Raw genomic sequence first — 19684 nt, forward strand, 5'->3', positions numbered from 1 at the left:
GGCGAAGCGGGCGGCGGAACGGGGGAACCGCCGCCCGCTTCGCTCAGACGAGAACCTGGCGATTGGCCAGCAGCGTCTCCAGATCGGTGTTGACGTTGGTCAGCGTGACCAGCGTCTCCGAGCCGAAGGCCGCGCCGGTACCGTCGCGGTCGATGTGGATGACCGTATTGGTGCCGTCGTTGGTGACGCTGAGGTAGTCGCCGATGTTGTCGCCGTCGTCGATCGTGGCCACGCCGTCGACGTAGTGCGCCGGGCCATCGCCGTCGCCGGTGTAGCCGACCAGCAGGCTCGACAGGTCGATCACGTCGGATCCCGCCTGCCCCGGTGCGGTCCCCACCGTGAAGTCGGTGATGACGTCGCTGCCGTTGCCACCGGTACCGTCGTTGGCGGTGACCTCGTACAGGAACACGTCGCCGCCCGCGCCGCCGCTCATCGTGTCGTTGCCGGCGCCGCCGATCAGCAGGTCGTTGCCGTTGCCGCCATTGAGCGTGTCGTTGCCCGCGCCGCCGCGCAGCAGGTCGTTGCCGTCGCCGCCGTTCAGCGTGTCGTCGCCGGCGTAGCCGTACAGGCGATCGCTGTTGCCGGTGCCATCGACCGTGTCGGCGGACGAGGTGCCTTCGACGATCGCGGTGGACTGGCTCGAGCCGAGCAGGCCGGCGAGTACCTCGGCGCTGGCGAGCTGGGTGGCGTTGGCGGTATCGGTCAAGCCGGTGGTGTCGGTCGCGGTGATCGTGAAGTTCGACAGCAGGTCCAGGCTGACGCCCAGCAGCCCGCCTTCGATCGTCACCGAGCCGAGCAGCTCGTTGAGCCGCAGCGTATCGATCGGCCCGCCGTCGACCGACGTGATCGTCAGCGTCGACACTGCCGCGATCACGCCCAGGATGCCCGGGTCGTGCAGCGGAACCACGTTGATGCCCAGCTCCGCGGCAAGCTCGGCGTTGTATCCCAGCCGCTGCAGCGGCAAGCCGATCAGGCCGCCGTAGCGCAGCACCACTTGCTGGATGTTGTTGTTGTAGTCGCTTGCGCCGAACACCTGCTGCGAGCTCAGGTCGATCAGGCCCAGCACATTGGCGTCGACGATGCCCAGCAGGCCGCCCGATTCCTGCGCCGACACCTCCGGTGCGACGTTGGTCGAGATCGTGAACGTCTGCGTGTCGCCGCTGGCGCCGATATTGCCGGCGGCATCGATCAGCCGCACCGTCACCGAGTGGTTGCCGTCGGCGAACTGGTGGTTCGCCGCCGACCACGACCAGCTGGTGCCGTTGACGGTGGCCTGCGTCCAGGTGGTGCCGCCGTCGTAGCTGACCTCGACCCGGTCGCCGTCGGCCAGCGGAGCGCTGAGCGTGCCGGAGAAGGTCGGCGCGGTATCGCCGGTGGTCCAGTCGCCCGCGGTACCCGTGTCGTCGGTCATGCCGGTGATGGACAGCGTCGCCGCCGGTGCCGCGGTATCGATGATCAGATCGAACGCCGTGCTGCTGCCGCTGGCATTGCCCGCCGCGTCGGTGGCGACCGCCGTCAGCGAATAGCTGCCGTCGGCCAGCGCCGTGGTCGGCGTGAAGGACCAGTTGCCGGTGCCATCGGCGGTCGCCGTGCCGACCAGCGTGGTGCCGTTGAAGATGCGCACGGTGCTGTTGGCCTCGGCCGTGCCGGCGATCGTCGGCGTGCCGTCGTTGGTGCTGTCCCCCGAGGTCAAGGCGCCGCTGGCCGGGTCGACATCGTCGGTCACGCTGACGATGACCGGCACGGCCGGCACCACGGCGTCGACCGTCGCGCTGCCCGGGGCGCTGGTGTTGCCGGCGGCGTCGGTGGCGGTGGCGTTGACGACGGTGCCGTCGGCCAGCGGGGTGGTGGGCGTATAGGTCCAGTTGCCGCTGCCGTCGGCGGTGACGGTGGCGTCGGGCGTGCCGTCGCCATTGGTGTCGATCGCGATCGTGCTGTTGGCCTCGGCGGTGCCTTCGATCACCGTGCCGTTGGTCGGCGCGATGACCGGCGCGGCCGGCGGCACGGCATCCACGGTCGTGGTGGCCGGCGCGCTGGTGTTGCCGACGGCATCGCGTGCCGTGACGCTGACGACGGTGCCGTCGGGCAGCGGGGTCGGCGGCGTATAGGTCCAGTTGCCGCCGCCGTCGGCCGTGACCGTGGCCTCGGGCGTGCCGTCGCCATTGGTGTCGATGTCGACGGTGCTGTTCGCTTCGGCGGTGCCCTCGAGCAGCGTGCCATCGGTCGGTGCGATGGTCGGCACGCCCGGCGGCAGCGCATCGACCGTGGTGGTCGCCGGGGCGCTGACGTTGCCGGCGGCATCGCTGGCCGTGACGTTGACCACGGTGCCGTCGGCCAGCGGAGTGGTGGGCGTGTAGGTCCAGTTGCCGCTGCCGTCGGCCGTCACCGTGGCGTCGGCGGTGCCGTCGCCGTCGGTGTCGATATTGACGGTGCTGTTCGCATCCGCCGTGCCCTGCAGCAGCGTGCCGTCGGTCGGCTGGATCGTCGGCGTGCCCGGCGCCACCGCATCGACGGTGGCGCTGGCCGGCGCGCTGGTGTTGCCGGCGGCGTCGGTGGCCGTCGCGCTGACGACGGTGCCGTCGGCCAGCGGGGTGGTGGGCGTGTAGGTCCAGTTGCCGCTGCCATCGGCGGTGACCGTGGCGTCGGGCGTGCCGTCGCCATTGGTGTCGATCGCGATCGTGCTGTTGGCCTCGGCGGTGCCTTCGATCACCGTGCCGTTGGTCGGCGCGATGACCGGCGCGGCCGGTGCGACCGAATCGATGGCGATGGTGGCCGGTGCGCTGGCGTTGCCGGCGGCATCGGTCGCCGTCACGCTGATGGTCGTGCCATCGGCGATCGGCGTCGTCGGCGCATAGCTCCAGTTGCCGCTGCCATCGGCCGTCACGGTGGCATCCGGCGTGCCGTCGCCATCGGTGTCGATGGCGATGCTGCTATTGGCTTCGGCGGTGCCGGCGATCGTGCCGCCATTGGCCGTGGTGATGACCGGGGCGGCCGGCGCAGCGGTGTCGACCGTGAAGTCGAACGCGGCGCTGGCCGGGCTGATGTTGCCCGCCGCGTCGGTGGCGACTGCCGTCAGCGAGTAGCTGCCGTCGGCCAGCGGCGTGGTCGGCGAGAAGGTCCAGTTGCCGGTGCCGTCGGCGGTCGCCGTGCCGATCAGCGTGGTGCCGTTGAAGACCTGGATCGTGCTGTTGGCTTCCGCGGTGCCGGAGATCGTCGGCGTGGCGTCGTTGGTGCTGTCGCCGGAGGTCAGCGGCGCCGAGACCGGATCGACATCGTCGACGACCGTGGTGATGGCCGGCGCGGCGGGGGCCGCGGCATCGACCGTTGCGGTGGCCGGGGCGCTGGTGTTGCCGGCCGCGTCGGTGGCCGTGACCGCGACGACGGTGCCATCGGGCAGCGGCGTGGTCGGCGTGTAGGTCCAGTTGCCGGCGCCGTCGGCGGTGACCGTGGCGTCGGGCGTGCCGTCGCCATTGGTGTCGATGTTGACGGTGCTGTTGGCCTCCGCGGTGCCTTCGATCACCGAGCCGTTGGTCGGCTCGATCGTCGGCACGGCCGGGGCGGCGGCATCGACGGTGGCAGTGGCCGGTGCGCTGGTATTGCCCGCGGCATCGGTCGCCGTGACGCTGACGACGGTGCCGTCGGCCAGCGGCGTGGTCGGCGTGTAGGTCCAGTTGCCGGCGCCGTCGGCGGTGACCGTGGCGTCGGGCGTGCCGTCGCCATTGGTATCGATACGGACGGTGCTGTTGGCCTCGGCGGTGCCCTCGAGCAGCGTGCCGTTGGTCGGCGCGATGGTCGGCACGCCCGGGGGCAGGGCATCGACCGTCGCGGTGGCAGGAGTGCTTGCGTTGCCGGCGGCATCGGTGGCGGTCACGCTGACCGTCGTGCCGTCGGCAAGCGGCAGGCCCGGCGAGAAGCTCCAGTTGCCGCTGCCATCGGCGGTCACGGTGCCGTCCGGCGTGCCGTCGCCATTGGTGTCGATCGCGATGCTGCTGAAGGGGTCGGCCGTGCCCGTGATGGTGTCGGCGCTGGCCAGCAGGATCACCGGAGCGGCGGGCGCGGCGGTATCGACGGTGAAGTCGAAGGCGGCGCTGGCCGGGCCGGTGTTGCCCGCCGCGTCGGTGGCGACTGCCGTCAGCGAGTAGCTGCCGTCGGCCAGCGGCGTGGTCGGCGAGAAGGTCCAGTTGCCGGTGCCGTCGGCGGTCGCCGTGCCGATCAGCGTGGTGCCGTTGAAGATCTGCACGGTGCTGTTCGCTTCCGCGGTACCGGCGATCGTCGGCGTGGCGTCGTTGGTGCTGTCGCCGGAGGTCAGCGGCGCGGAGACCGGATCGACATCGTCGACGACCGTGGCGATGGCCGGCGCGGCCGGCGCGGCCGCGTCGACGGTGGCGCTGGCCGGCGCGCTGGTGTTGCCGGCGGCATCGGTCGCGGTGACCTCGACGACGGTGCCATCGGCCAGCGGCGCGGTCGGCGTATAGGTCCAGTTGCCGGCGCCGTCGGCGGTGACGGTGGCGTCGGGCGTGCCGTCGCCATTGGTGTCGATGTTGACGGTGCTGTTGGCCTCGGCGGTGCCTTCGAGCAGCGTGCCGTTGGTCGGCGCGATCGTCGGCAGGCCCGGCGGCACGGCGTCGATGGTGGCGGTGGCCGGTGCGCTGGCGTTGCCTGCCGGATCGGTGGCGGTGACGCTGACCGTCGCGCCATCGGCCAGTGGCGTGGTCGGCGTGTAGGTCCAGTTGCCTGCACCGTCGGCGGTGACGGTGGCGTCGGCCGTGCCGTCGCCGTTGGTGTCGATCGCGATGGTGCTGTTCGCGTCCGCGGTGCCGGCGATCGTGTTGCCATTGGCCTGGACGATGACCGGCGTGGCCGGGGCGGCGGTATCCACCGTGAAGTCGAACGCCGTGCTGGCCGGGCTGGTGTTGCCGGCCGCATCGGTCGCGGTGGCCGTCAGCGAGTAGCTGCCGTCGGCCAGCGGCGTGGCCGGCGTGAACGTCCAGTTGCCGGTGCCATCGGCGACGACGGTGCCCAGCAGCGTGGTGCCGTTGAAGATCTGGACCGTGCTGTTCGCTTCCGCGGTACCGGCGATCGTCGGCGTGGCGTCGTTGGTGCTGCCGCCCGAGGTCAGCGGGCCGCTGACCGGATCGGCGTCGTCGGTGACGCTGGCGATGGCCGGCGCAGTCGGCGCGACGGAGTCGATGGTTGCGGTGACGGGCCCGCTGCTGTTGCCGGCGGCATCGACGGCCGTCACGCTGACGACGGTGCCTTCGGGCAGCGGCGTGCCCGGTGTGTAGCTCCAGTTGCCGCCGCCGTCGGCGGTGACGGTGGCATCGGGCGTGCCGTCGCCATCCAGGTCGATCGCGATCGTGCTGCCGGCTTCGGCCGTGCCGGCCAGCGTGGTGCCGTTGGCCTGGGAGATGGCCGGCGCGGCCGGCGGCGCCGTATCGACCGTGACGACGAAGGCGGTGCCGGGACCGCTGACATTGCCGACCGCATCGGTGGCCGTGGCGGTCAGCGAATAGTTGCCGTCGGCCAGCGGCGTGGTCGGCGTGAAGGTCCAGTTGCCGCTGCCGTCCGCGACGACGGTGCCAAGCAGCGTGGTGCCGTTGAAGATCTGCACGGTGCTGTTCGCTTCCGCGGTACCGGCGATCGTCGGCGTGGTGTCGTTGGTGCTGCCACCCGAGGTCAACGGGCCGCTGACCGGATCGGTGTCGTCGCTGACGCTGGAAATCGCCGGTGCGGCGGGGGCGGCGGCATCGACGGTCGTGGTTGCCGGGCCGCTGGTATTGCCGGCCGGGTCGGTCGCGACCACCGTCACCGTGGTGCCGTCCGGCAGCGGCGAGGTCGGCGTGTAGGTCCAGTTGCCGCCGCCGTCGGTGACGACGGTCGCATCGGTCGTGCCGTCGCCGTTCAGGTCGATGCCGACCGTGCTGCCGGCCTCGGCGGTACCGCTCAGCGTGGTGCCGTTGGTCGGATTGACGGTGGGGGTGCCCGGCGGCTGGGCGTCGACCGTCGTGGTGGCCGGCTCGCTGGTATTGCCGGCCGGGTCGGTCGCGACCACCGTCACGGTGGTGCCGTCGGGCAGCGGCGAGGTCGGCGTGTAGGTCCAGTTGCCGTTGCCGTCGGCGACGACCGTCGCGTCGGGCGTGCCGTCGCCGTTCAGGTCGATGCCGACCGTGCTGCCGGCCTCGGCGGTGCCGCTCAGCGTCGTGCCATTGGAGGGATTGAGCGTCGGCGTGGCCGGCGCCGTGGTGTCCACCGCCACGTCGATCACCGTGGGCTCGCTGGTCTTGCCATCGGCGCCGGTCTGCGTGACGACGATCTGATGCTGGCCGGCGGGCAGCGCCGGCGGCGTGTAGCTCCAGTTGCCGTTGGCGTCGGCATTGACGGTCACCGGCGGCTGGCCGTCGATCGAGATATGGATGCGGCCGTTGGGTACGGCACCGGTGCCCTGCAGCGTGGGCGTGGCGTCGTTGGTTGCGCTGCCGTTGGCGATCGTTCCGGTACCGGGGGCCTGGTCGTCCAGCAGGCTGACCGTCGGACGACCGGGCGCCGGCCGGCTGTCATCGCCGCCGCCACCGCCACCACCGCCCGCGGCCGCCGCGATCACGCCGGCGCCGGCCGCGAGACCCAGGATGCCCAGCAGCGCCGCGCTGCCGTCCGCGATCGGCTCGTAGACCACCGCCGATTCGAGGACGTTGTCGCCGCCCGCCATCAGCGCCTGGTCGAACGTGGCCAGCCAGCGCGCATCGTCCTGGACGAACACCAGGTTGTTGAAGTTCACGCCATTGGCGAAGAAGCCCTGGATGCGCAGCGTCTGTCCATCCTTGAACTCGATCAGCAGGTCGTTGCCTTCGCGCGCATAGTTGGCGACGTTGTCCTTGTTGCCGGCGACCAGGAAATTGGCGGCACCCTCCGGCGCCGCGATGGTCTTGGTCCCCACGGGCACCGCGACATCGATGTGGTTTTGCAGAACTGCTGACGAAGCCATGCCTATCTCCTTGGGTCGATCGAGATTACTGCTCGCTATTGGAGATGCAGCGTATAAGTGATTCGCAAGTGGCGATATGGCTCTGTCTGTTCGGTAAGCGATATAGTGCGTGCGATTGATATGGCTTGCGTTTTTTTGATAATGAATCGCCTGGCAGTCATTAATACCGGAGGGTGGTTTTAAAGAAAAAATACCCCCTACGCCGGTAGGCGCAGGGGTATTAATCCTCGATTCTATCAATTCTGATTTAAACCGTATTTATGTCGCTGGCGACAATTAACCTCGACAATTGCCGTCAATCGCCGCGGCGGGTCTCGGAAGGCGTTTCGCCAAAGGCCATGCGGTAGTCCCTGGCGAACTGGCCGAGATGGCTGAAGCCCCAGCGCCGCGCGATGTCGGCGATCGACTGCTCCGCGCCGGCGGTACGCAGGTCGGCGTGGGCACCCTCCAGGCGCACCCGTTTCACATACCCCATCGGCGTGAAGCCCTTGAACTTGGCAAAGCCGGCCTGCAGCGTGCGGATGCTGACGCGGGCGGCGGTCGCGATGTCGGCCAGCCCGAGCGCCGCGGTGGCGTTGGCGTGGATGTATTCGATCGCCCGGCGCACATGCCGCGGCGAAGGGCCGCTATGCCGGCGCGCCATGTAGACCGAGTAGTTGTGCGGCATCTCCTTGAGCATGGCGAAGATCACGGCGTCCTGCACGCTGTGCACGATGTCCGGGGCGATGGCGTGCGGGCCGCCATCCGCGTTGAAATAGCGTCGCGCCGCCCGCACCAGCTCGCCGGCGAAGCGCACGCCGGAAGGCACGCCGCCGCCCGGCGGCGAGAATTTCACGCGGTGCGTCACCGGGCGTTCGATCGACTGCGACAGCCGGCCGTGCAGGCGTGCCGCATCGATCAGGATGGTTTCGTAGCGACCAGGACCGAAGCCCCAGGCGGTGACGCGCCTGGCGTCGGCGACGGTGGTGCCGGCCGGCAAGGGCTGCAGCCCGTCCTGCTCGGTCGCCAGCGAGAGCTGGCCTTCGGCGTGGGTGAACAGCAGATAGCCGTCGTGCTGGCAAGGCAGCCGCAGGCAGAGCGTGGTGTCGGTGGCCAGCGTATGCACGGCCATGCCGTCGAGATAGTCGATCTGGATTTCCAGCCTGGGCCGGCTGCCATCGGCCTCGATCGTGATGCCGGGGTAGTGGCGGGCGAGCCAGTCCTGCGCCTGCGCGCAGCTGGACGCGACGATTGCGTCCGTTCCAATGCGGGTTTGAGCCATACGCCAGTTCTGTCCTGCCAAAAAACGAGCGCACGCCGGGGCGGCGAACGCTACAGGCGATCCCACAAAGGGCCACGGCAAAACCGCGGCAAAACGGGTTGGCTGAATCAGGCGATGGCGACAGACCGCGACAATGACCCGGGATACTCCATGGCAATGGAATATCCATCAATTGGCATGGGCTGCGCCCGGATGCCCCCCGGAATTCTTCGGTCAAAGACTGGCGCTGGAATTCTTCTTGCCCGCTGCAATGAAATGACCGCGCGGTTTCGCCGAATTTCCGTTTGCCAGTTGTATGACTTTAGTATTGTTTATATCGATATTTAGTAATGTCTTAATCGATTGTTATTAGATTACTGCAGTTTTTACAAATTGTGGCCGCTTCGACGGCACTTTTTAAAGCGCTTACATTTGTTTGCACTTGGTAGGGTGGCGGTAGGGTGTGCGGGTCGGGTGCCCGTAGGCAGGCGATAGGTAGGTAGACGATAGGTACCCGATAGGTAGCCGGCAGGTAGCCGGCAGGTTGCCTGCGCGCAAGGAGGGAGGGACCGCGGAAGCGTCCGCGGCGCGCCAAGGCGCCGCGCGATTCAATGCGTGACCGACTTCGACCACAGATTGATGACGAGCACGCCGGCCATGATCAGCGCGATGCCGAGCAGTGCCGGCAGATCGAGCCGCTGGCCGAACAGCAGCCACGCTGCCACCGACACCAGCACGATGCCGACGCCGGACCAGATCGCGTAGGCGATGCCGATCGGCACGCTGCGCAGCGTCAGCGACAGGCAGAAGAAGGCAATCGCATAGCCCGTGACGACGACCAGCGAGGGCAGGGGACGGGTAAAGCCGGCGGCGGCCTTGAGCGCCGTGGTGGCGATGACTTCGGCGACGATGGCGATGGCCAGGTAGATCCAGTGCATGGGATGACGCGGTGTCGTGTGTCGACGGAGCGCCAAGAATAGCAGCCATGCCCAATGCGTCCTGCCGCGCGTCCCGCCGCGCGGCGTGGCGCGCGGCAGGCGATACGCCACTGCGCGGTGCGGCTCAGCGCTGCTCGAGGCCGTGCCGCCGATGCCATTGCACCAGCGTTTCCTCGGGCCACTGTGCGCAATGCACATACCCCTTGCCGGCTGGCACTTCGACCCACGACGCCGCGGAGTCGAGCTCCGCCTCGACGATCTCCGGCGGACGCGGCAGCGGCGTATCGATGGCCGAGGCATGCGGATAGACGCGCTCGGGCTCGTCCGGGTTGCGTACCCACAATGCGGTGCCGCACTTCGTGCAGAAGTGCCGCTCCATCGGCGATCGCCTGGCGCGTTTGCCGGGCTCACGCATCACGGCGTGATAGATGCCGATATGCTGCCGCCCGCGTACGCGCAAGGTGTCGTTCAGGGCGCCGATATTGGTGGCGTAGCCGCCCGCGCCCGCGGTCTTGCGGCAGATCGAGCAGTAGCAATGCAGATAGGGGGTAGGGCCAGGGCGATTCCACGCTGAAGCGGACCGCGCCGCAGTGACAGGAGCCTTCGAGATGCATGCGACCTCCCATGGGGTTGGGCGAGCATCGCCGATGCGTTGCCCGCCGTTGCTGCCATCGGATTTTGCATGACATGGGGGCGGCGGTGGGAGGGCCCGGCATCGCAGCGTCGCGCCTCTGCGGGCGTTGCTTCCGGGCGTTGCTTCCGGACGTTGCTTGGGGCTCGTTCGGGCGCCTGTTCGAGTCCTAGTTCGCCGCCCTATTCGAATCGCCCAGGATCGTAGGGCCGCGGATCGACGTAGGGCGTCTCGCCGTCGATCAGTTCCGCAAGCAGCCGCGCGGTCGCGGGGCCGAGCGTGAAGCCCTGATGCGCATGACCGAAATGGAACCACAGGCCGCGATGGCGCGGGGCGCGGCCGACCACGGGCCGCATGTCCGCCACGCAGGGTCGCGCGCCCATCCAGGGTTGCGCTTCCACCGGCGCGCCGAGATCGACGAGGTCGCTTGCGTAGCGCTCGGCCGCCGCCAATTGCACCGGCGTCGGCGGCGCGTCGTGGTGCGCGAACTCCGCACCCGTGGTCAGGCGAAGACCGCGCCGCATCGGCGCCAGCACGAAGCCGCGCTCCGCGTCGAGCAGCGGCAGCGACGGCATGCGCGCGCTGGCGTAGTGCCGGTGGTAACCGCGCTTGATGAACAGCGGCAGCCGATACCCGAGCGGCCGCGTCAGCGCTGACGCCCACGGCCCCAGCGCGATGACGGCCTGGGCGGCAGACAGCGGACCGGCGTCGGTCATCACGCGCCAGCCGCTGCCGTCGGCCTGCAGCGTCGTGGCATCGCCTCGGCGCACGATGCCGCCTTGGCGCGCGAACAGCGCGGCGTAGCGCTGCACCAGTTCGCCGGGATCGCTGACGGTCCACGGGTCGCGCCAATGGATCGCGCCGGCGAGTCCGCCACGCAGCGCGGGCTCAGCGGTCCGCAGCGCGGCACCGTCGAGCACGGCGCAATCGAGCCCATGCTCGCGCGCCACGATCGTCGCGCTGCGCACCGTGTCGTCGAACGCGCGTTGGCTGCGGTATGCCTCCAGCCATCCCGCCTTGCTGACGAGATCGTCCGCGCCGGCGGCGGCGATCCACTTTTCGTGTTCGCTGACGCAGTGCCTGACCAATGCCGCATAGGCGGCGATCGTGCCGGCGTAGCGGTCCGGTGCCGATTCGCGCCAGTACCGGGCCAGCACGGGCAACAGGCGCAGCATCGCACCGGGGTGGTAGTGCACGTCGTTGCCCCGGCGGGCGATCACACGCAGGATCGTCTTCCAGTCGCGCGGGAACGCATACGGCTGCACCGCCTCGCGCTGGATGAAGCCCGCATTGCCGTAGGAGGTCTCGGTGCCCGGCGCGGCGCGATCGACGAGGACGACATGATGCCCGCGATGGCGCAGGGCCAGGGCGGTGCTGACACCGACCATGCCGGCGCCGAGAACGAGGATTTCCTGTGACATGAGGGCAGCGACTCGCGGGAAAGATGGATCGGGAGGATGAGCTGGGTCAGATGGTTCGGGTGGATCAGGTGGATCAGATGGATCAGATTCGGACCTGGATTTTCGCCGCACCGCGCCTGCGTGAAGGCATGCGACACGCGCAATATTCAGAATGCTCGATTGCGGTTTCGGCAATCACGTATGCGGCAACTCGATCAGGCCCTGCCGCAGATGGTCGACGAAGGCGCGTGCGGCCGGCGGCAGCTTGCGGTTGGCCAGCGTCTGCACCTCGATCTGCCGCTCGTTCATCTCGCGATCGCGCAGCGGCACCGCGGCGATGGTGCCGGCCTTGAGCCTGCCGCGGATCGATACCTCGCCGTAGAAACAGATCGCGCCGCCGCCGGCCGCCGCGAAGCTGACCAGCGAATCGAGCTGGTTGCTGGAGAACACCGTCTGGTAGCGCAGGCCCTGCCGGCTGCAGCCGGCATCGAGCAATTGCCGCACGGAACTGTCCTTCGGCGGCAGCGCCAGCGGATAGGTGGCGACCTGCGCGAGCGACAGTTGCCGGTGCCGCGCCAGCGGATGGTCCGGCGCCATCACGGCCAGCACCGGAGCGGGGTGCCGCAGCTCCACATGGATTTCCGGCTCGGGCAACCACGCCAGCGTGATGCCGATATCCGCTTCGCCGTCGCGGATGCGCCGCGCGATATCGCCCTGCGGACAGACCTCGAGCTCGAAATGAATGCCCGCATGGGTCTCGCGAAAACTGGCGGCCAGATTCGGCAGGAACTCGTGCGCGATGCCCTCGACGGCCGCGAGCCGCACGCGCCCGACGCGCAGGCCGCGCAGCGCCTGGATATCGCCGGCCACGCGTTCGATGTCCTGCTGCGAACGCTTGGCAAACGCGGCCAGCAGCTCGCCCGCGGCATTGGGCACGAGGCCGCGCGCACGCCGGTCGAACAGCAGCGTGTCGAGCTCGCTTTCGAGCTTGGCGATCTGCCGGCTGACGGCCGATGGCGCGACGTTCAGCTTGATCGCCGCATCCTTGACCGAGCCGGTGCGAACCACTTCGAGGAAGTAGCGCACCGCGGTCTCCTGCAGGGCTCGATAGGACATGAATATCGCGGTGAAAAAGGGGAAAAGGGCGCGCGGGCGTCCTCGGGAAAACCCGCTCCGGGTTTGCGCCGACGATTGCCGTTTCGGCAATCGACTGTTCGAAACATTGCGACGATTCTATGCGAAGTTTGACATTAGGATGACATCGAGCCGACGCGCTTTTGCCGGCGTTGCCCTGGATTCCTACGAGAGAGCATCCCATGCGTTCTTCCGCCTCACCCGTCCGTTTGCTGTTTGCCGCCACCGGCCTGGCGCTCGTTGCGATGGCGCCGTCGGCCGCGTCGGCGCAGGACAGCTTCCCCGTCAAGCCGATCCAGCTGGTGTTGCCGTTCCCGCCCGGCGGCGCCACCGACGTCGTGGGGCGCGTCGTCGCGCAGAAGCTTGGCGAACGGCTGGGCAAGACCATCGTGGTGGAAAACCGGCCGGGCGCCGGTACCGTGGTCGGCGCCAGCTACGTCGCCAAGGCCGCACCGGACGGCTACACGCTGCTGGCCAGTTCCGGCACGACGTTCACGGTCAATCCCGCGGTCTATCCGAAGCTGCCGTACGACCCGCAGAAGAACTTCGAGCCGATCGGCTTGATCGGCGTTACCGGCCTGATCCTGCTGGCCAACCGCGATGTACCGGTGAACAACCTGAAGGAGTTCGTGGCCGCGGCAAAGAACGAGCCGGGCAAGTACTCGTACGGATCGTTCGGCGCCGGTACCACCGCGCATTTTGCCGGCGAGCAGTTGCTCAATCTGACGGGCGCCAAGATGCTGCACGTGCCGTACAAGGGCAGCGCGCCTGCGATGACCGATCTGATCGGCGGCCAGATTCCGTTCAGCATCGACACCGTCGCCGCGGCGATCCCGCAGGTGCGCGCGGGCAAGGTCAAGGCCATCGCGGTGACGACGGCCAGGCGCTCGTCGCTGCTGCCGAATGTGCCGACCGTCGCCGAGGGCGGCTATCCCGGCATGGACGCCAGCACGTGGATCGCGCTGATGGCGCCCCGCGGGCTGCCGGCCGAGGTGCACGCAAAGCTGGAGAAGGCGCTGGCCGATACGATCGCCGACCCCGGCACGCGCAAGAAGCTGGCCGACAACGGCATCGAGCCGTCGTTCGCAACGGGCAAGCAGGTCAGCGCGATGATCGAGAAGGAAATTCCGCAGATGCGAGCCATCGCGCAGCGCGCCAACATCAAGCTGGACTGACCCGCCATGTCCGACCAGAACCAACTGACTTCGCTGTCCGCCGTCGAGCTGCGTCGCCTGATCGGCGCGCGCCAGATTTCGCCGGTGGAACTGCTGGAAGCCTGCATCGCGCGGATCGAGCGCTACAACCCGCTGATCAACGCGATCACCGCCACCTGCTACGAGCGCGCACGCGAGGAGGCGAGGGCGGCGGAACAGGCGGTGATGCGCGGCGATACGCTCGGCCTGCTGCATGGCCTGCCGCTGGGCGTCAAGGATCTCGAGGCGACGGCCGGCCTGCTGACGACCTACGGCTCGCCGCTGTACCGCGGCAATGTGCCCGCGCAGGACAACACGCTGGTGGCGCGGCTGCGGCAGGCCGGCGCGGTGGTCGTCGGCAAGACCAATATTCCCGAGATGGGCGCGGGCGCGAATTCGCGCAATGCCGTGTGGGGCGCCACCGGCAATCCGTTCAATCCGAACCTGAACGCGGGCGGCTCGTCGGGCGGTTCGGCGGCCGCGCTGGCGGCGGACTTTCTGCCGGTCTGCACGGGTTCCGATACCGGCGGCTCCTTGCGTATCCCTGCTGCGAAATGCGGGGTCGTGGGCTTTCGTCCGTCGCCGGGGCTGGTGCCGAACTCGCGCAAGCTGCTGGGATGGACGCCGATTTCCGTGGTCGGCCCGATGGGGCGCACGGTCGCCGATGCCTGTTTGCAGCTGGCCGCGTCGGCTGGGGAATCGGCGGGCGATCCGCTGAGCCATGCAGTCGATCCGCTGGCGTTCCTGACGCCGGCACGCGTTGATCTGTCCGGGCTGCGCGTGGGCTGGACCGAGGACTTCGGCAGCTGCGCCGTCGATGCCGATATCCGCCGCGTGTTCCGCGCGCGGATCGCCGCGATGCGGCACCTGTTCAAGTCGTGCGACGAGGTCGCGTTCGACCTGGGCGACGTGCATCGCTGCTTCGATGTGCTGCGCGCGGAGAGCTTCGTCGCGTCGCTGCGCGACACCTACGAGCGCGACCCCGACAGCCTCGGCCCCAATACGCGCGCCAACTACGAGATCGGCGCGCGCATGTCGCTGGTCGACAGCGCGTGGGCGCAGGCCGAACAGACCCGCATCTTCCAGCGCTTCCAGCAGGCGTTCCGCGACTACGACGTGATCCTGTCGCCGACCACGCCGGTGTCGCCGTTCCCCCTGGACCACGCTCTACGCGGACGTCGTCGAGGGGGCGAAACAGGAGAACTACTACCGCTGGCTGGCGCTGACCTATGTGGTGACGCTGACCACCCATCCCTGCATCGCCTTGCCCTGCGGCACCGACGAGGCAGGCATGCCCTTCGGCCTGCAGATCACCGGCCCGTTCCGCGGCGATGCACTGACGCTCGGCGTGGCGCAGGCGATGGAATCGGCGTTTGCATCGATGCCCGCCTTGTCGCGCCCGAAGCCGGATCTCGACAGGCTGACGCCGGCCGAGCCGGCATTGCGGTCGATTGTTACGGCGCCGCCGGAGGGGGGTGGCGGCAGAGGGTGCAGCTGGGGGAGGTGTCCGCGGTGTAGGGCAACACCGCGCGAAAAAGAAAACGGACCGCCACGCGGTCCGTTTTTCGGTATCGGGTAAGCCGAGTGGAACAATCGTCCAACGCACCGATGGCTCAGCGCTCTCGACTCAAAAAGCTGTTTGGCGGAGAGAGGGGGATTCGAACCCCCGATGGGCTATTAACCCATACACGCTTTCCAGGCGTGCGACTTAAACCACTCATCCATCTCTCCGGAAGCCCGCGATTATATCAGAGTCCCCTTCGGACGCCACAGTTTCGTGAGGTGGAGGAAGCGGAAATGGCGGGCTCAACCTGTCGCCGTCCCCGCTCGATCACCACGTGATCACCACCGCCTCCGCCGACCGCTGGTGCGGCCCGTGGTACACCGCCTCGACGTTGTTCCCGTCCGGATCCAGCAGGAAGGCCGCGTAGTAGCCGGGGTGATAGTCGCGCTCGCCGGGGCCGCCGTTGTCGCGGCCGTCGGCGGCGAGGCCGGCCTTGTAGAAGGCGTCGACCGTTTCGCGGTCCTTGGCCTGAAAGGCGAAGTGGGCGTGGGTGATCTGGCCCGGTGTGCCTTCGTCGACCCACAGCTCGTCGGCGTAGAAGTAGCCGTCGCCGTCGGTGATGTCGATGCCGAGCACGCCGAGTACGGCGCCATAGAAGCGGCGCGACGCGTCGAGGTCGCGGACCTTCAGGTGGAGATGGTCGATCAGGCGGCCGCGTTGGATCTGCATGGGTGTCTCCTGGGTAAGGATTCGATGTTGGCAATCGAGGCCGGTAAGGCATCGGAGTGCCTTTGCCGGCGCACCAAGCCTAGGTGGCCGGTATCGAAGCATTATGGTCGCCCGCGCCGAGAACGAAAGCGCTCGAAAAAACTCCTTGACTATCTACCTAGTAGTAGATAAAGTAAGGCTCATGGATGCGGCGCCGCAGCGAAGAAGAAGTGAAGCGGCGCCAGTCCAACGCAACAACCCCGGGAATCCGGGATTTTTTTGAGTCGGGTTATCTATCTATTAGTAGATTCGACAACCGGATTCCAACCCAATCGATTCGAGCCGCCCAGTGCGGACCCTGTAAGGAGCAGATCATGACCGACCGTACCTTCGCCAAGACCCTGTTGACCGCCGCCGCCCTCGCCGCCGCCTTCGTGGCTGGCACCGCGCAGGCTGCCACCGTTCCCGCCGACAAGTACGGCTACGAGTTCCGCGCCGGCGAGCGCAGCACCTATGTCGACGGTGCCCGCAGCGGCGAACGCAACACCTTCGTTGATGGCGCCCGCAGCGGCAAGGCGGACCCGTACACCGACGGCGCTCGCACCGGCAAGGCCGATCCGTACACCGACGGCGCCCGCATCGTCGCCGGCCTGGATCGCTCCGGCGTGTCGGCCAGCCCGGCTCGCAGCGTGAACCAGTTCACCGACGGCGCCCGTGGCGGCAAGTTCGACCCGTACACCGACGGCGCACGCATCGTCGCCGGCCTGGATCGCACCGGCGTGTCGGCCAGCCCGGCTCGCAGCGTGAATCAGTTCACCGACGGCGCCCGTGGCGGCAAGTTTGACCCCTACACGGACGGCGCTCGCATCGTCGCCGGCCTGGATCGCACCGGCGTGTCGGCCGAGCCGTCGCGCAGCCCGTACACGGACGGCGCGCGCCAGGGTCGCTTCGATGTCTTTACCGAAGGCGCTCGCCAAGGCCAGCTTGACGTGTTCACCGAAGGCGCGCTCGTCGCCGGCCTCGATCGCACCGGCGTGTCGGCCGAGCCGTCGCGCAGCCCGTACACCGACGGCGCCCGCCAGGGCCGCTTCGATGTCTTCACCGAAGGCGCTCGCCAGGGCCGGTTCGACGTGTTCACCGAAGGTGCCAACGCTTGAAGGGCAATACCGCAACGGCCGCTCGTGGTAGCGGGGGGAGGGCATGTCATGAAAGACGCTTCGACTTCCCGCTCCGCCGGCCGGGGTCACCCCTCCGGCGCGAGCTCGACGGTCCGTGACAGGCTGCTCGAACACACGCTCGACCTGATCCGCAAGCGGGGCTTCAACGGCTTCAGCTACCGCGATCTGGCCGAGCGGGTCGGCGTCAAGACCTCGAGCATCCATTACTACTTCCCGACCAAGGAAGACCTGGCACTGGAAGCGGTGAACGCCTACAGCGAACGCTCGGCGCGTTACCTGGAGGGCATCGATCCGGCGCTGCCGCCGCTGGAGCAGGCCAAGCGTTATCTGGCGTCGTGGCGGCGCGAATGCAGCGGGCAGCAGGTCTGTCTCGCCGGCATGCTGTCGACGGAGGCGCTGTGCCTGCCGCCGGCGGTGCATCACGCGCTGCAGGAATTCCATCGGATCAACGAAAGCTGGCTGACGGCGCTGCTGGAGCGCGCACGCGCGCAGAACGGCGGCGATGCGCAGCCGGCGATCGGTTCGGCGGCGCTGGCGCAGGTATTGTTCGCGGCCCTGCAGAACAGCCTGGTGTCCGTGCGGCTGTTCAACCAGGCCGAGCGGCTCGAGCCGGCGGCGAATCTGCTGCTGGCCGCGGTGGCGGGACCCGATGCGCCGGCAGGGTTGTCGTCGGCTTCGACCTCGGCCGCGGGCAACGCAATGAACGAGCCAAAGGCCGAGCCGCAGGCGCTCAACGCGGCGACGGCTTGAGCGCCGGCGCCTCGACGGCGTCGTGGCGCTCCGCCTCGCCGCCTTCCCCATAGCCCAGCCATCCCGCCAGCCGCGGCCACCGCGCCGCGGCGGCGCGGGCCGCCTGGGCTTCCTGCTCGTCGACATAGCGATGCGCGGCGAAGCCCGGCACCTTCATCGCCAGCGCCTCGATATCGTTATTGGGCCGCGGCGCGTGCCGCGTCCGCGGGCCGCGCCGCAGTCCGGCGCGTTTGCGCTCGCCGTCGCTCATTTGCCATCCACCCATACGCCGTCGGGCGTGCGCACCACGTAGCCGGTGCCGCGCTTCATCATCACGGTCGCCTCGTTCTCGCCGACCATGCGGGTTTGCGGCAGGTCCGCCGCGTACTGCGACGGCGCGGGCGCGCCTTGCCGGAACGGACTGTCGGCGACCAGGTTCGACAACAGCTGCGACAGCGCCAGATAGCTGCTCGGGGCGTGGATCGTCACCGGCCCTCCGCCGCCATTGCCGTTGCCCTGCGCATGGCCTGCGGCATTTCCTGCCGCATTGCCTCCCGCGTTGCCGCCGGCACTACCGCCGCCCGCGATACCACCGGCATTGCCGCCAGCCTCACCACCCGCATTGCCACCCTGCAGCCCGATCAGCTTGACCCCCACCGGCACATGCACGATCCGCGGCGTCGGAATCTCGCGCATGCCGGCGATCTGGTTGGCGTCGCCACGCAGCGCCGCGCCGTGCTCGGGCACGAACACCACCACCGCCTTGCGGCCCGACTGCGCGATCAGCGCGATCAGCTTGTCGATATCGTCCAGCAGCCGCGTCAGCCGCAGCGGATACGACTGGATGCTGGTCAGCTTCGAATCGGGCAAGCGGTTGCCGTCGTGCAGCGTGACCGTGTTGTAGTACAGCGCCAGCGGTCCGCTGTTCTGCGCGAGTCGCGACTTGTACCACTTCTCCAGCACCGCGTAGTCGCCCAGGATCGGCGAATTGTCGAAGGCCCGCATCGCCGGCGGCACGCCGTCGACCGGCACGTGCGTGACGTTCGGAATGCCGATCTCCTTGTCGACGAAGCCGCGGAAATTGTCGAAGCGGCCGTCGTGGTTCATCAGCACGCGCGTATCGAAGCCGGCCTGCGCCAGTGCTTCGAACAGATGGCATTGCGCCTGCGCCGGCGAGTACAGCGCCTGGTGCGGCTGCTGCCCGCAGGTCGCACGCAGCAGCCGGATCGCCGCCGGACCGCTGTAGCTGGCCGCCGAGCTGAACTCGGTGAACAGATAGTCGAAGCGCGACAGCAGCGGATGGTTGCGCGCCTTGGCGACGTCGAGATCGTCCCAGGACAGCGAGCAGACATGCAACACGATGATGTCGAACTGGCTGTCCGGCGAGGCGCTCAACGGCGTGAACGCGACCTGGCGCGAGGCTTCCTGCGTGCGGAAGGCGTTCAGCTGCGCCTCGTTGTCGCCCACTTCGGCCGCGCTGTCGATCCGCATCGTCGGGGCCGGGCGCTGCGCGGCGCGCGTGGCCGCGGCGCCGGTCGCCGCCGTACCCGTCGAAGCCGTGCCGGCCCCTTGCCACAGCGGCACCACGACCAGCGCGAGCAGCACGAAGGTGGTGACGCGTACCCAGCGGTTGATCACCAGATAGGCCAGCGTGACCACGATCGCGCCCAGCACCATCTGCGGACTGACGAAGCGCTGCAGCAGCTCCAGCAGATAGGCCGGCGTGAACGCGCTCAGGTTCGAGAACTGCGACGCCACGCGCGCGAACGGCGGCAGGTTCGATTCGTGGTACAGCAGCGCCACGCCGACGACCACGGCCAGCACCTGGCGCAGCACGCGCAGGCCGCGGTGTTCCACCGGCAGCACCAGCCACAGCGCGAACAGCAGGTTCAGCAGCCAGCGCGGCTGCACCTGTCCGATCGCGAACAGGTAGAGCTTGGCGGCGAAGTAGAGGTTCCAGATTCCCATGGGGTTGGCGGTTCGGGATTGCGGTTCGGGCCGACGGTGGGTTGATGGGTGCGTTGATGAATGCGATGACGGGTGCGAT

General features: G+C 68.6%; 10 protein-coding genes, 1 tRNA gene and 3 pseudogenes. 4 read left to right on the plus strand and 10 right to left on the minus strand.

The annotated features are described in order from the left end of the window. Window positions 1–43 precede the first annotated feature (43 nt). From OJJOAM_RS14760 to OJJOAM_RS14785, 6 genes and pseudogenes are all read right to left on the minus strand, one after another. Window positions 44–6982: an Ig-like domain-containing protein gene (locus OJJOAM_RS14760; RefSeq protein ID WP_422648382.1), complete on the minus strand. Its 6939-nt coding sequence runs from the start codon at window positions 6980–6982 to the stop codon at window positions 44–46. A gap of 295 nt (window positions 6983–7277) precedes the next feature. Continuing rightward, window positions 7278–8243 carry a helix-turn-helix transcriptional regulator gene (locus OJJOAM_RS14765; protein WP_422648383.1) on the minus strand — a complete coding sequence of 322 codons (966 nt, stop codon included), beginning with the start codon at window positions 8241–8243 and terminating at the stop codon, window positions 7278–7280. 587 nt (window positions 8244–8830) lie between these two features. Further along, the gene (locus OJJOAM_RS14770; protein WP_006576412.1) at window positions 8831–9160 is read right to left on the minus strand and encodes a DMT family transporter; all 330 of its coding nucleotides are present in this window, start codon (window positions 9158–9160) and stop codon (window positions 8831–8833) included. A gap of 124 nt (window positions 9161–9284) precedes the next feature. After that, window positions 9285–9774: pseudogene (locus OJJOAM_RS14775) on the minus strand (GFA family protein). Between the two features lie 199 nt (window positions 9775–9973). Continuing rightward, window positions 9974–11212 carry an NAD(P)/FAD-dependent oxidoreductase gene (locus OJJOAM_RS14780; RefSeq protein ID WP_422648384.1) on the minus strand — a complete coding sequence of 413 codons (1239 nt, stop codon included), beginning with the start codon at window positions 11210–11212 and terminating at the stop codon, window positions 9974–9976. Window positions 11213–11386: 174 nt separating this feature from the next. Next, window positions 11387–12307 (minus strand): LysR family transcriptional regulator, encoded by a 921-nt coding sequence (locus OJJOAM_RS14785; protein ID WP_422648385.1) that lies wholly within the window; start codon window positions 12305–12307, stop codon window positions 11387–11389. Between the two features lie 263 nt (window positions 12308–12570). Here OJJOAM_RS14785 and OJJOAM_RS14790 point away from each other — a divergent pair, with 263 nt between their 5' ends. After that, window positions 12571–13500 (plus strand): Bug family tripartite tricarboxylate transporter substrate binding protein, encoded by a 930-nt coding sequence (locus OJJOAM_RS14790; protein WP_422649608.1) that lies wholly within the window; start codon window positions 12571–12573, stop codon window positions 13498–13500. A gap of 6 nt (window positions 13501–13506) precedes the next feature. Beyond that, window positions 13507–15097, plus strand: a pseudogene (locus OJJOAM_RS14795) (amidase). Between the two features lie 61 nt (window positions 15098–15158). On the opposite strand, the gene OJJOAM_RS14800 reads toward OJJOAM_RS14795, so the two are convergent. Together OJJOAM_RS14800 and OJJOAM_RS14805 are read right to left on the minus strand one after the other, a co-directional pair. After that, window positions 15159–15249 (minus strand) — tRNA-Ser (locus OJJOAM_RS14800). 100 nt (window positions 15250–15349) lie between these two features. After that, a complete protein-coding gene (locus OJJOAM_RS14805) occupies window positions 15350–15751 on the minus strand; it encodes a VOC family protein (RefSeq protein WP_422648386.1) in 402 nt (133 codons plus the stop codon). Window positions 15752–16104: 353 nt separating this feature from the next. Here OJJOAM_RS14805 and OJJOAM_RS14810 point away from each other — a divergent pair. Then, window positions 16105–16701, plus strand: a pseudogene (locus OJJOAM_RS14810) (copper resistance protein CopQ); the annotation flags it as partial. A gap of 234 nt (window positions 16702–16935) precedes the next feature. After that, window positions 16936–17658 (plus strand): TetR/AcrR family transcriptional regulator, encoded by a 723-nt coding sequence (locus tag OJJOAM_RS14815; RefSeq protein WP_422648387.1) that lies wholly within the window; start codon window positions 16936–16938, stop codon window positions 17656–17658. Here OJJOAM_RS14815 and OJJOAM_RS14820 read toward each other — a convergent pair. Both OJJOAM_RS14820 and bcsG read right to left on the minus strand, forming a co-directional pair. Further along, complete coding sequence (locus OJJOAM_RS14820) at window positions 17639–17908, minus strand: hypothetical protein (protein ID WP_422648388.1); 270 nt, start codon at window positions 17906–17908, stop codon at window positions 17639–17641. The two genes, OJJOAM_RS14815 and OJJOAM_RS14820, sit on opposite strands and share 20 nt — an antisense overlap. Next, complete coding sequence (gene bcsG, locus OJJOAM_RS14825) at window positions 17905–19605, minus strand: cellulose biosynthesis protein BcsG (RefSeq protein ID WP_422648389.1); 1701 nt, start codon at window positions 19603–19605, stop codon at window positions 17905–17907. Before bcsG ends, OJJOAM_RS14820 begins: the two co-directional genes overlap by 4 nt. Window positions 19606–19684 lie beyond the last annotated feature (79 nt).

The organism is Cupriavidus sp. H18C1, assembly GCF_049311595.1.
Classification (GTDB): domain Bacteria; phylum Pseudomonadota; class Gammaproteobacteria; order Burkholderiales; family Burkholderiaceae; genus Cupriavidus; species Cupriavidus cauae.